Source organism: Marinoscillum pacificum (assembly GCF_024714495.1).
Classification (GTDB): domain Bacteria; phylum Bacteroidota; class Bacteroidia; order Cytophagales; family Cyclobacteriaceae; genus Marinoscillum; species Marinoscillum pacificum.
On record NZ_JAMZMJ010000019.1, the window covers coordinates 82,303 to 95,515 of the forward strand.

Annotated in this window: 11 protein-coding genes; 4 read left to right on the forward strand and 7 right to left on the reverse strand. The window is 40.9% G+C overall.

Features of this window, described 5'->3' with window-relative positions:
* The first annotated feature begins 23 nt into the window (after positions 1-23).
* Entirely contained in the window at positions 24-623 is a 600-nt protein-coding gene (locus tag NXS00_RS25440) for an START domain-containing protein (RefSeq protein WP_258102114.1), read from the forward strand.
* Positions 624-656: 33 nt separating this feature from the next.
* Here NXS00_RS25440 and NXS00_RS25445 read toward each other — a convergent pair whose 3' ends face one another.
* The 7 genes from NXS00_RS25445 to NXS00_RS25475 form a co-directional block, all read right to left on the reverse strand.
* Positions 657-1,613 (reverse strand): NAD(P)-dependent alcohol dehydrogenase, encoded by a 957-nt coding sequence (locus NXS00_RS25445; protein ID WP_258102115.1) that lies wholly within the window; start codon positions 1,611-1,613, stop codon positions 657-659.
* On the reverse strand, positions 1,610-2,323 hold the full coding sequence (locus tag NXS00_RS25450) for a DUF4386 domain-containing protein (protein WP_258102116.1): 714 nt from the start codon (positions 2,321-2,323) through the stop codon (positions 1,610-1,612). Before NXS00_RS25450 ends, NXS00_RS25445 begins: the two co-directional genes overlap by 4 nt.
* 19 nt (positions 2,324-2,342) lie before the next feature.
* The gene (locus NXS00_RS25455) at positions 2,343-3,275 is read right to left on the reverse strand and encodes a DUF4249 family protein (protein WP_258102117.1); all 933 of its coding nucleotides are present in this window, start codon (positions 3,273-3,275) and stop codon (positions 2,343-2,345) included.
* Between the two features lie 34 nt (positions 3,276-3,309).
* Positions 3,310-5,703 (reverse strand): TonB-dependent receptor, encoded by a 2,394-nt coding sequence (locus tag NXS00_RS25460; RefSeq protein WP_258102118.1) that lies wholly within the window; start codon positions 5,701-5,703, stop codon positions 3,310-3,312.
* A 124-nt stretch (positions 5,704-5,827) separates the two neighbouring features.
* Complete coding sequence (locus tag NXS00_RS25465; RefSeq protein ID WP_258102119.1) at positions 5,828-6,820, reverse strand: AraC family transcriptional regulator; 993 nt, start codon at positions 6,818-6,820, stop codon at positions 5,828-5,830.
* Between the two features lie 399 nt (positions 6,821-7,219).
* The gene (locus NXS00_RS25470; RefSeq protein WP_258102120.1) at positions 7,220-7,909 is read right to left on the reverse strand and encodes a LytR/AlgR family response regulator transcription factor; all 690 of its coding nucleotides are present in this window, start codon (positions 7,907-7,909) and stop codon (positions 7,220-7,222) included.
* Positions 7,906-8,733: a sensor histidine kinase gene (locus NXS00_RS25475; RefSeq protein WP_258102121.1), complete on the reverse strand. Its 828-nt coding sequence runs from the start codon at positions 8,731-8,733 to the stop codon at positions 7,906-7,908. The genes NXS00_RS25470 and NXS00_RS25475 overlap by 4 nt, the downstream gene beginning before the upstream one ends.
* A 207-nt stretch (positions 8,734-8,940) precedes the next feature.
* Between NXS00_RS25475 and NXS00_RS25480 the strand changes: the two genes are divergently transcribed.
* The 3 genes from NXS00_RS25480 (at position 8,941) to NXS00_RS25490 (ending at position 13,192) form a co-directional block, all read left to right on the forward strand.
* Positions 8,941-10,113: a metallophosphoesterase gene (locus tag NXS00_RS25480; RefSeq protein WP_258102122.1), complete on the forward strand. Its 1,173-nt coding sequence runs from the start codon at positions 8,941-8,943 to the stop codon at positions 10,111-10,113.
* Between the two features lie 134 nt (positions 10,114-10,247).
* A complete protein-coding gene (locus NXS00_RS25485; protein ID WP_308709883.1) occupies positions 10,248-10,574 on the forward strand; it encodes a PadR family transcriptional regulator in 327 nt (108 codons plus the stop codon).
* Complete coding sequence (locus NXS00_RS25490) at positions 10,571-13,192, forward strand: ABC transporter permease (protein WP_258102123.1); 2,622 nt, start codon at positions 10,571-10,573, stop codon at positions 13,190-13,192. The genes NXS00_RS25485 and NXS00_RS25490 overlap by 4 nt, the downstream gene beginning before the upstream one ends.
* Positions 13,193-13,213: the final 21 nt, after the last annotated feature.

The window sequence follows — 13,213 nt, forward strand, 5'->3', positions numbered from 1 at the left end:
CGAATTCATATAATGTAACCGCTATGATAAATTCACTTTTTGGCATACTACTAACGATTGGAGCTGGACTTATAGCTCCTTTACAAGCAAACGAGTGGAAGCTTAAAAAAGAATCTGATGGCATACAGGTATTTACCAGACCGTCCTCCGTATCAGATTTTGATGAATTTAAGGGTGTTGGGACAATTGATGCTCCATTGGAAAAACTCTTAGCTGTTTTTAAAGATGCCGATCACATGAGTGATTGGTCACCCAACTGTGAAGAATCCAAATTGATGGAACGCACCAACGACATCCAGATTCACTATACCATATCTGGTGTACCTTTTCCTCTGCAAGACAGAGATGCGTACACACAATTTGAATACATTCCTGAGCCAAATGGCATGAAAATAAACATCACTGCTTTACCCAATTTCGGTCCAGAGGATGATGACTATGTCAGAATCCAATTCATCAAAGGCTATTGGTTGCTTGAAAAAGAAAGTGATCATCAAACGAAAGTCACCTATCAATTACTTGCAGATCCCGGAGGGTCCATTCCAGGTTGGTTGGCCAACTCTGGAGCTGTAGATACTCCGATCAACACAATCAAAGCAATCCGCAAACATCTAAATAAGTAGCCACTCTCAAAAAGAGCAGCTACCACAGTTTGGTTAGATGGTTACAACCAGCTTTCCTTCCATTCCTCCATTTGCCATATACTGAAGTGCCTCTGGCACATCATCTAGTGTATATACTCGCTGAATTCTAGGTGTAATACAACCTTCTTCCGCAAGTCTCGCTATGGTTTTTAGATCAGATGAAGAATTACTTGCCATCAAGTTGATGAATTGTTTTCCTTGACGGACTTTATACCATGGCCCTAATAATGCAAGACTCATAGAAAAAGCACACGTCACATATCTCCCCTTAGGTTTCAATATCTTGCTTAGATCTGATATGCCATGATTTCCTATCACATCAAACACCAAATCATACTGCTTATCTCCTTTGATAAAATCCACTCGTTTGTAATCAATTACCAGGTCTGCACCTTGCTCCGAAGCAGCACACATCTTATCCGTACTACACACTGCTGTTACCTGTGCACCGAAGGCTTTCGCTACCTGAATGGCAAACCCACCAACTCCGCCTGATGCGCCATTAATCAGAACCTCGTCATCTTCTCTAATTTTCCCTTTGTCACGCAAACCCTGCAAAGCAGTGATGGCTGCCATAGGCAGTGCTGCTGTTTGTTCATAGGTAAGATTGGAAGGTTTTTGAGCCAATTGATTTTCATTAGTTAGTGCGTACTCGGCAAACGCACCAAACCCAGTGCCGGACAAATCTCCATACACTTCATCCCCAATTTTAAACTGAGTAACATTACTACCAATACGCTCTACTACTCCCACTACATCTGCTCCAAGTACTTTATTTTTAGGCTTTGTCAATCCTGCCATCAAGCGAACAGGAAAAGGGTCACCTGTCAACAAGTGCCAATCTGCTTTATTAACTGAAGCTGCCAATACTTTGATAAGCACTTGATCCGAACCAGGCTCTGGACGTGGCAGTTCTTTCAATTCCAAAATATCTGGAAATCCATATTTTTCATAGACTACTGCCTTCATACTTCTTGATGTTTTTGATTCTCTACAAAGCTTTTTCTGGCTCCTTTTATGATTAAGAATAATGCTAACTCTACCTCTCCCAGTGCGGCTGACAAACCAACAACCCAAGCCAGCCATTGCTCATTTCCAGGGTATAAAAAGTCTCCAAAAGTTTCCATTAGATAGCCTCCAGCCGCAACCATCATAAACCACCCGAAAAAGCGAGGGGTCATCTCAGACCGAATCAATAACACGCCTAGCAGTGCGCAATGAACACCGAAAAATCCACCTGCGATCAAGTAGCCATACCGATGGGCGTCCATAAACCAAAGGCTTAAGGTTTGCAGCTGGCTAAAATCAAACGCAGTAACTAAATCGGCACTTCCCAGTACCTGATATGCCATGTAATGATTGAGTAAGTTCAAAGCACCAATAGCTGGGTGTGCCACCAAACGAAGTGAAGAAGATACTAAGGCCAGCGTTTTTCCGAACGGTTTCAGCAGCTTGTAGAACATGACCGATATGACAGCATCAAGAATGAATGCCATCAAATCAGCCACCAATCCTAATCGAAATAGTCCTTCATTTTCGAGAATATTGGTTGCAGTAGTGACCGCATCACCCGGCAAATACAGGTTAGCCCGAACATAGCCCTGACTAAACCCTGCACAAACAATCACTGCGAGGTACATTACCCCAGTCAGTCGAGCTTCTTTAGCTATAGATTTCATTGTCATTTTATTTTGAGTTTTATTGATTTGATAATTGATTAGCCTCCTCTGCCGTGAGCCTTTTTCCTCCTCCTGCCACGGCCGACACGTTGAAAAAACCCGCTACGGCAGTATTAGAGTTTGGGTTTGTGGTATAGATATTGGTGGAGACATTTGCCAGCGGAACCGCAAACAATTCTGAGAATCCACCAGGTCTATCTGTCTGAGTCTTGACGGCTGACAAGTAATCATATGCAGCAGGATCTATGGAATGAATCTCCACATAAACCGAATCTCCAATATCATAAGGTGGCAAGTAATAGTTCGCTCGATCTTCACGCTCTACCAATGGGTTGATATAGTCCTTTCTGATGGTTTTATGAAACACCACTCCATCCACTTCTTGTCCAGCTCCAAACCCAGCATCGTAGGCAATATTGATTTCAGATGGTTTATTGAGCAACACCCCATTCTTCCAGGCTTTGATCCAGTAGGTATCTCCTGCTCCCACTAAATCCTGTGCGTAAAACTCAGCGGAGAAATACTCACTTAGAATGTTATAATCCTCCGGATTGTAACTAAAAACTACCGAATCAACTGGAGGAACTTCTCCTAAATGTGTTCTAGATTCAAAGAGCTCTCCTGCGACCTGCACAGTTAGTAAATAATCATGTCCGATCTCCCCAAAAACCGATTCACTGGAAAAGACATACCCTTTTTCTGACTCCAGGAAGATGTATTGCTTACTAGATGTTAGGTCTTTAATCGTCACTACAGCTCCTGAAACCATTTCAGGCTCCGTCTGATCAAAATACCCTTGAGATCTTGTGATATAAATGAACTGATCAGGTTGATCATGTTTTAACCAGGCATCCACTACGATGATTTCAGCAGGAGCATCTAGCTCCGGATAAATGGTGCTTTCACAGGCCATTAGACACACCAATAGTGTTAAATGAATGAACTTTTTCATTTGCTTAGAATTTAAAATGTGATTTAAGAAATGATTAAAATTTGAAATTGTAGCTGATAGCAGGAATCAACGTTCCTAACATGGACATTTGCTTCGCTGTGGTTTCAACATTGGTAGCACCTTGTCTTTCCGTACCTTGTGAAAAGTAGATACTAAACGGATTTTCACGAGCATAAACATTGTAAACAGATACTACCAGTTGGTCATTGATTGACTTCTTTTTGTTGGGTTTCCCCAATTGTTTGATGGTTACAGAAAGATCCAGTCGGTGATAATCAGGAGCTCGGAAGTTATTTCTACTTCCTCCTTTGATGTAAGGAATCACATAGCCATTGACAGTCATTCGATCCGTAGGGAATGTTGCTGGTGTCCCCGACATGAAACTGAAGTTAGTTGACAAGGAATACTTATCTGAAAGGTCATAAAACGCAGCAACTTTCAAATTATGTCGTTGATCAAAACTGGTTGCATACCACTTTCCAGTTCGGTTGACTAAATCGGATCCGTAATTGATCCCATCTACTTTGATCTCTGATTTCCCCAATGTATAGCTCACCCATCCTGTCAGTCGACCTGTATTCTTACGCAGATAAAATTCCAATCCGTAGCTTCTACCTATTCCTGACAGTAACTGTGCATCCAGATATTCATTGACAAACAAATCCGCTCCATCAATGTAATCCACTTGATTGCTCGTCCATTTGTAATATCCTTCTAAAGACGCTTCCCAGGCATTTCCATCTATATTTTTAAAATAGCCAAGTGCGACTTGCTGTCCTTTCTGAGGAAGTACATTATTGTTACTCGGATACCAAATATCAGTTGGTGTAGAGACATTGATGTTAGAGATCTGATGCAAGTATTGAATGGTCCGATTATAGCTGGCCTTTACTGATGAGTTCGTACTCAATTGATATTTGGCACTGAAGCGCGGTTCCAAATTATTGGTATAATCACTCGCTTTTCCATCTACCACTTTTTGTATGGCGATCAAAGGCTTTTCTATACCTGCTACGGTATCTCCGTAATGGTATCGAAATCCTCCCAAACGCATGAATTGACTCCACCTCATCCCATATTCCACAGAGAGTTTGGATCCAAAATCCTGCGAATTAGATGCGTAAACAGATGATTCCAATGCTCGTTTCTCTCCTAAATCAATCTCCGTGGTTACTCCTCCATTGATCACTTCAGCCACAGCTGGTTTAAAACCATAAAGGATCGCTTCTCCACCGAAAGTCAATTCATTCGTAGGATTGATACTCCAGGCATATTCCGGTTTGAAGTTGAAGGTCTCAATACTGGATTTCCAATCAAAACTATCTCGTGAATCACCAAAACTAAACCCGTAATCATATAAGCTGTAATACAAACTATAATTGCTAAACAGATTCTGACTTATCAGATTGTTCCAACGAAGGGTAGCCGTTCTATTTCCCCAGTCAAAACCCGTGGTTTCTCCAAAATCAAAGACATCACGCCCCCAGTAACCCGATGCAAATACTCGATTCTTCTCATTGATATTGAGGTTGACTTTTGCTGTAAGATCATAGAAGTATAACCCACCATCTTCCAGCATATCGGTTAAAGCCTTTGCAAACACGTCTGCATACGAGCGTCTGGCAGCCAGGATAAAAGAAGCCTTATCCTTTTTCAATGGACCTTCCACAGATAAACGGCTAAATACTGTACCAATACCTCCATTTACCTCGTACCTCTTATTATTCCCCTCTTTCATTCGGATATCAAGAACGGAAGATAATCGACCACCATATTTAGCTGGAATACCTCCTTTGTAAAGCTTCACATCCTTCACCGCATCTGGATTGAAAACGGAGAAAAAGCCAAACATATGTGACGACTGATATACCGGAGCTTCATCCAACAAAACCAGATTTTGTCCTACAGTCCCTCCTCTCACATTAAAGCCAGGTGCTCCTTCTCCTACGGAAGTGACTCCCGGCAGCATTTGTATGCTCTTGATCACGTCTACTTCACCTGCAAAAGCAGGCATACTTTTGATCGATTGAATGTCCAAAGAGACCGTACTCATTTCCGTGGTGGATACGTTGGCATCCTCTGCCTTACTAGCGATAACAACTGCTTCCAATTGTTCACTCATCATACTGAGTTCCACATCAAACTGACTATTCGATTGTAATTCGACTGTATGACTCTTGGCTTCATACCCTACATATCGATAAGAAATGCTGTATTCACCTTTGGGTAAAGTGATTGCATAATACCCATACACGTTTGTGATGGTACCGTTAGAAATTTCATTGACATAGACCGTAGCGCCAATCAATGCTTCTCCGTTGCTTTCGTCCCGCACATAGCCACCAATAGTGACTTGCTCCTGGGCAGTCAGCCTCACTATGGAGAGAAAGAGACTGAAGGTTAAGACCAATTTGTTTTGAGCTTTCATTTTACTTTCTTGGTTTGAATGAGATGTAAAATTGAATTAGCTCAAAACCGAATACTTGACAGTTTGTGCCAATGAATTGACACTTCAGGCCAAAGCCATATTTCAGTGCAGAAATAGAGGATTGTTAACTACGCTGTTGCTTTTGATAATCTAAAGGAGATTGACCAGTCCATCGCTTAAAGGCTCTATTAAATGCACTTTGCTCTGAAAATCCTGTTTGGAATGCGATCTCGGCCATGGATTGCGAACTGTTTCTGATGAGTGAAGAAGCAACTTCCTGCTGAATATTCTGAACATAATCACGAAAAGTATGTCCTTTATCAGACAACCTACGCTTAAGTGTCCGTGCACTCATGCCCAGATACTCACTTACCTGGATAATACTTGGAATACCACTCGGAAGGGATTCAGCAATCAATTGATGCACTTCCTTAAGCAGCTGATCTGCATTGGAATGTATTCCTCGCTTTTCTTCTGCCATTCGCTCCTCCAAATAAGCATTGATACTTTTATCTGCTTTGATCGTTTGAACATTCAGATCATTGGTCTTGAATTGCAGGGAATAGATGGGTTGTGCAAAATTGACAGGACACTGGAAAAAGTCCTGAAATTGAGATGTATCACTACAGAAGTGTTTGAAATCCACTCTAACAGGTGTAATGTCCTTACCGGTAACTTCCTGAAGCACGTTGACAATCATGACAAAAGAGACTTCATTGGAAATCTCTACTCCTCGGCGACTGGCATCTCGAAATAAATTGATTTTTGTTATGCCGTTAACCTCTTCGATTTGCAGACTACCATAATCAGTTACCAAAACCATGAATCGCTCCAAACGATCAATCACTTCTTTGGCTAACCAACAAGTTTTCCATGATAGTCCTAGCGTGCCATAATCATCACATACAAGCTGTTTGCCTTGCTTCACTGAAAATGAAGCACCGGCCCTGTGATCTCCTAATTCATAGACATCAAACAACAAGTCAATTGGGATGTACTTTGCATTTTGCTGTAGCTCTACAGAAGAATGATGAGCATTTAACGAGGAAGACGGCATCCCTTCGCTCAATGCGAGGTTTGTGGCCTTATGATAAATACTGGAGCTAACAAAATACATTCTTTGATCAAATGATTATTCTCAAAAATGAAAATAAGCAAATTATCTGGATGTCAATTAGCTGATTGAGTTATTTAGCCTAGTCCAAACACAAATCCAGAACCAATTGCGCTTCATCTCTGCTGATACCATGATGATTAGCTAAAGAAATCAATCGTTTTTTCGAAGCAGCATCTGGTCTTCTTTGTCCATTAAAACGTATTCGAATTAGTCTAACAAATGCACGAAAGTTCGGATAATCTAGAGATTCAAAAAGCATATTTCCTGAATATATTGGTTGATCAATTATGTTACTATGCTAATTTGAAGCATTTCAATATATGAATGAGATCAAAAAAGATCAGGAACCATTCTTTCCAGTTGTTTGGCCAGGATTACAAGATAATTGGCGGGAAATGACTAACGCTTTATCAACTCAGTCAAAACGTTTCTAAAAGTCTGACCAACCGGCACAACATGATCAGCGATCATGATTCTATTCCCTTCAATACTGCTGATGTGAGGGACTGAGATCACATAGGACTTATGTACCTGTATAAAAGTATCTGAATCTAATGTTTGCATCAATTCTGATATCTTCTCTCGCACCATAATTTTTTCGGTTTCCAGCACCAAAGTAGTATAGTTACCAGCCGCTTCTAACAACAGTACCTCGTCCACATTTATTTGTAGATGTTTCTTGTCGCTTTTTACGAAAATTCTTCGTGATCCAGCTTCTGTAGAGGTGTTGGGTTTGGAAGTGAAATTGGTGACTTTGTTGATAGCTTTAAGGAATCTTCCAAAATCAAATGGCTTGAGTAAATAGTCTACCACGTCCAACTCAAACCCCTCTAAAGCATACTCCTGATATGCTGTCGTGACAATAACCTTTGGAGGGTTTTTCAATGTCCTCAGCATATCAAAACCTCGAAGTTTTGGCATGTTCAGGTCTAGAAATACTAAATCAACTGACTTGCTTTGTAATACCTGTAAGGCCTCCAATGCATCATAGCAGTCATCCACTTTTTTCAAGTTGGGCAACATTTCACAATAGCCTTCTATGATGTCATGAGCTATCGGCTCATCATCTACTATTAGGTATTTGATCATTTCAGTTTTAGTGTTAACACCGCATTGTATTCACTTTCAGTCTTTTGTATATCCAGGTGGTGTTTTTTAGCATATACCAATTCCAGCCTACGCTTCAAGTTAGCCAATCCTACTCCGTTAGTGGTTGTTTGCTCCTCCGGATCAAAATTATTAGAAATCGAAAATATTAATTCATCAGCACTGCTCTCTACTTTAATATATACGTAAGCATCCTTAGTCAAGCGCTCCACCCCATGTTTGAAGGCGTTTTCCACCAATATCACCAAAAGAAGTGGTGTGATTTTGATGTCTTCCGCTGAAAGGTTTTTATCAAACTGAACATCCACTTTTTTGTGATATCTCATTTGATTTAGTTGAATAACCTGCTCCAAAAATGCAAGGTCTTTTTCGAGTGGAACCTGCTCATTTTGACCTTCATATATACTATACCGCATCATCTCCGATAAGCTAACGATCATTTCCTTGGCTTTGGTCGAATCCTTATCTATCAAACCATACAGATTATTCAGTACATTGAAAAAGAAATGTGGATTGACTTGGTTTTGAAGATGCATCAACTCCACTTTCATCTTAGCACTTCTAATATTAAGGAGTGCTAAAACACGTTGATACATCCATCCTACCGCTATAGCACTTAGAGCAAAAGCCAGCACCACATAAAAGAGGTAGATCATGTATGCCCACATCCCGCCAATATCAATGACCACTGATTCTCCACCAGACTTAATCACTTTGTAAGAAATGATTACAAATGGTATAGCCATCAATATGAGCCCTCCAATAAAGAACCTCTTAAGAAATATGGGATTGAGTATAGATTTCATGAAACAAGAATAACTCCGGTATCTAAACTAGAGAAATATTAGTGATCAACTAACCATGTCACGTGATGAACCTATTGGAAAGTGTGATCAACGCTGCTAATCATGCAAACCTAACAGTATGTCATTCATACCATCACGTTCATCACATAAAATTTCCCACTCCATCAACCCGATCTAGTTTCGAATCACAATCAAATCAACATCGAAATGAAAAAACGCGTATTAAGATACCTACTACACATTGGAGTAACCGCATTGATTATCTGTATTGGCTTTGTGATTACAGTCATTCTACAAGGTGCAGCTTTTAAATACGGAGATCACCCGGCACGTAAAAACCTCAACCAGGAAGGCCCGTATGTTTTCTACCTAAACGATAGCATCGCAACAGTTCATTACATCTATGGTGATAAAGAGAAAGGCTTCAAGGATCAAGTAGAAACATACTCAACGGATGATGGAATAACTGCATCATGCTTTTTCCCATTGGATTCTTCCCAGTTTCAATTCACCATCAACCATCAAATAACCATTCCACCAACCTACTATGAAGATAATGAACCCATACTGGCAATCTCGGATATAGAAGGAGGATACCAAACATTCAGAGATTTTCTAATAGCCAATAAAGTGATCGACAAGCACCTCAATTGGACGTTTGGAAAAGGACATCTCGTTTTAGTTGGAGATTTTGTGGATCGTGGATGGTCCGTGACACAAGTGCTTTGGTTTATCTATAAAATGGAGCAAGATGCAAAAGAGCAAGGTGGTCATGTGCACTTCATTATCGGAAATCATGAACTTAAAAACTTGCAAGGAATGTATGGCTATACTGCCGACCGATACTTTGCAGCAGCTGCCATCATGGGCAAACTGCACCATCACTTATACGATACCAACTCTTTCATAGGCAGATGGCTTTCAAGTAAGAATGTAGCCGAACGCATCAACGGATATCTCTTTGTGCATGGAGGATTACATCCTGACCTGGGCAACTCCAATATAACTTTGGAACAAATCAATTCCATCTACAGGAAGAATTACTATCAAGTCTACTACCGTCAACCAAATGAAGGAGCTGAAAGGTTGATTTTAAGTGATCAGAAAGGAATTTGCTGGTACAGAGGCTACTTCAATGAAGACTTATCTCAGGCTGACGTAGATAAACCGTTGGAAAAGTTTGGAGCTAAGGCTGTTGTGGTGGGACATACTCTTCAAAAAGAAGTTACCACGCTATACAATGGACGGGTAATCGCCATTGACATCAAGCACCCAAAAGACTACCGAAACATTTGGCCTTCTGTGAACTCACAAGGGTTGATCGTAAAAAATGGCCAAACCTACCGCGCTCATGCTGATGGAAGCACTGAAATATTGTAAAGATTAGATCAAAAAAAGGCACCTGGAGCTCTATGAAGGAGCTCCAGACCTCTTTCAAAATATATTGTATTAAAAATAGAAACATATTAATTAATATTACCGTATTGATATGGTATGAAAAATAGAAATATATCATGAAAGGATATCTAGGAGAGTTTGAAGAGCTCGTATTGCTAACTATCGCCAACCTAAGAGATGAAGCTTATGGTGTGGCCATTCTCAACGACATTTCACAAAGGACTAATAGAAAGTTGAGTCTTGGCGCGCTGCATTCCACACTTACTCGACTGGAAGACAAAGGCTATATCGACTCGGACTTTGGTGAACCCACCAAAGAGCGTGGCGGTCGTCGTAAGCGCTACTTCAAACTCACTTCTGATGCTGTACAGGCTCTTGCCAACATGAAATCGCTCCGTGATGAACTGTGGCAAAATGCAGACCTTAAACTGTCTGGTCAGTGAGCACTCATCATCAGCCACCTAAGAGGCTTCGGCAACTCTTACAATGGGTTGGCGGTGCTGCTGATCTGGAGGACATACTTGGTGACCTGGATGAACTATTTTTCATAGAAGCAAACGAAAAAGGAAAAAGCAAAGCACAGATCCACTACTCATGGCAAGTGCTCAGATTGCTATTCTCCTATGCGCTAAGGCGGAGAAAATCGCATGCTTCGTCCCGATCAATTCATCACAAAAACTCAATACCAATGTTTAAGAATTATGTCAAAATTGCGGTTCGAAATTTCTCGAAGCACAAGCTCTTCACCACACTCAACCTTATCGGGTTAGCGTTGGGAATGACCATTTGCCTTCTGGCTTTATCCATTGCAGTTGCCATCTATCAATCCGATGAACAACACGCATTGAAGGATCGAATTTTTCAGATCAACACCAGCATTACCACAGAGGAAGACAGTAAAAACTACGCGTCTACTTACTATGCAATGGGAGATGAAATCAAGAGCACTTATCCCTTTGTAGATAAAGTGCTGAAGATGCAAACCAGCTTTCATCCTACTATTCAGCAAAAAGGCAATGAACTGGAACTCGATGGCTATTTCGCGGGAAAGGAGTTCTTCCAATTCTTTGATTTTCAAATGATATCAGGAAACCCAATAACAGCTCTTGAGCAACCTAACAGCCTGGTCATCACACAAAAAATAGCCGAAAAGCTTTTTCCAGATCAAGACCCTATAGGTCAGGAACTAGAAACGGACAATGGGATATTGACCATAACTGGAGTAATGCAAAACCTCAAACAAACGCACTTGTTCTTTGAAGCGCTGGCGTCTTATAGTACGCTTGAAAATGCACAGCAAGATCAATCACTTAGTAATGACTGGACCAACTATAGAAACAACTATGTCTACGTGCTGCTAAATGAAAATGCTTCAGCATCACAACTAGATGATGCATTAGCCCAAACGGCAACAAAAGTGGCAAACTTTCACGAAAACAAAGAAATCACCCTCAGCAGTATTCGTCTGGACAAAGTAGTACCTCGCTGGAATGTAAGTAACGCTATAGGCATTGGCTGGGATCAACCTTCCATGATTTTCTTCTTATCAATCGGTGTATTGATACTGCTGCCTGCCATCTTCAACTACACCAACTTAACGATAGCCCGAGCACTTAAACGCGTGAAGGAAATAGGCATTCGAAAAGTAGTGGGTGCGGAGAAAAATCAAATCAAGGCGCAGTTTATCATCGAAACAATTATCCTTACTTTTCTGGCGGTAATCCTTTCTATAGCCATCTACATACCTGTGAAGGCAGAATTTCTATCCATGGTTCGTGCTGCAGAGGTACTGGATACAGAAATGGGTCCTACGCAGATCATAGTGTTTGTTGTATTTACACTCATCGTTGGTTTGATTACTGGTGCTTTTCCAGCTCAGTTTTTTTCTAAGCTCAGCCCGATCAATACGCTTAAGGGTGAAATCAAAAATGGCCGATCCAGTGTCTCTGGTTTTAAAAGAGGTTTGTTTGTCTTTCAGTTTTTCCTATCCATGTTTTTCATGATTGGCGTATTTACCATTGGCAGACAATACAGCCATGCGATGACTTCAAGTGACAACTTCAATGCGTCCAACATCCTGGCTATTCCAATAGAGCGCGTAGATCATCAGATAGCATTGAATGAACTCAGCAAACATCCGGATGTAAATTCCATCACCACATCCTCGCAACTACCTGGAGTAATGGTGAACCGTCAAACACAGGTTATACCGAATCATGTGGATACCCTGGATGTGAATGAAATCTTTATAGGAGATGAATATTTGAAGCAAATGAACATGCCTTTCATTTGGGGTGATGAGGCCGAAATGAAAAACTCTAACCAAAACGAAGAATTGGTCGTGGTTAATGAGCGCTTCCTACAGGCACAGTCCGTATTTAATGTAAAAGATGATTCTCTCAGGTTCCAAATGGCTGATGGCACTAACTGCAGGGTAGTTGGCATCCTGAAGGACTTCAACTATGAACCACTGAATACGAATATCAAGCCAGCAGTATTTAGAAGATCCCTGGAAGAATCTTCGATAGCTTTATTGACTATTCAATCCAGCAACCTGCAGGGAACACTGAATGCACTTCAACTCATTTGGGAAGACATGGACCAAAACATTCCTTTTGAAGCTCATTTTCTGGATGAGGAAATTGAAAAAGCCTATTACTTCCTGGAAGTACAAATGAAGTTTTTCAGTTTCCTTAGCGCTATGGCGATCACCATCTCCATTTTAGGACTTTTGGGAATGGTATCTTACACCACCGAAAACCGCACCAAAGAAATAGCTGTACGCAAAATTATGGGAGCATCGAATTCTACACTCTACTACTTGCTAGCTAAGGATTTTGTCAAACTCATTTTATGGGCAGTAGTATTGGTGATACCTCTCTCCCATTTGTTTTACGACAAGTTCTTCTTGTACTTCCTGATTCGCTACAGTACCGGAATGGGCATAATGGAAATCATTTTGGGAATAATCTCGCTTTCACTGATTGGCTTTGTGGCGATCTACTTGCAGACCAATAAGATAGCGCGGATGAACCCGGCCAATAATCTTCGATACGAATAATAAGAAGAAGCTGTCTCAAAA

Excerpts from the sequence above, each read along its gene's own strand:
- NXS00_RS25460 (WP_258102118.1), bottom strand. The coding sequence starts at position 5,703 with ATGAAAGCTCAAAACAAATTGGTCTTAACCTTCAGTCTCTTTCTCTCC.
- NXS00_RS25445 (WP_258102115.1), bottom strand. The coding sequence starts at position 1,613 with ATGAAGGCAGTAGTCTATGAAAAATATGGATTTCCAGATATTTTGGAA.
- NXS00_RS25450 (WP_258102116.1), bottom strand. The coding sequence starts at position 2,323 with ATGAAATCTATAGCTAAAGAAGCTCGACTGACTGGGGTAATGTACCTC.
- NXS00_RS25485 (WP_308709883.1), top strand. The coding sequence starts at position 10,248 with ATGAAAGGATATCTAGGAGAGTTTGAAGAGCTCGTATTGCTAACTATC.
- NXS00_RS25440 (WP_258102114.1), top strand. The coding sequence starts at position 24 with ATGATAAATTCACTTTTTGGCATACTACTAACGATTGGAGCTGGACTT.
- NXS00_RS25475 (WP_258102121.1), bottom strand. The coding sequence starts at position 8,733 with ATGAAATCTATACTCAATCCCATATTTCTTAAGAGGTTCTTTATTGGA.
- NXS00_RS25455 (WP_258102117.1), bottom strand. The coding sequence starts at position 3,275 with ATGAAAAAGTTCATTCATTTAACACTATTGGTGTGTCTAATGGCCTGT.
- NXS00_RS25470 (WP_258102120.1), bottom strand. The coding sequence starts at position 7,909 with ATGATCAAATACCTAATAGTAGATGATGAGCCGATAGCTCATGACATC.
- NXS00_RS25465 (WP_258102119.1), bottom strand. The coding sequence starts at position 6,820 with ATGTATTTTGTTAGCTCCAGTATTTATCATAAGGCCACAAACCTCGCA.
- NXS00_RS25480 (WP_258102122.1), top strand. The coding sequence starts at position 8,941 with ATGAAAAAACGCGTATTAAGATACCTACTACACATTGGAGTAACCGCA.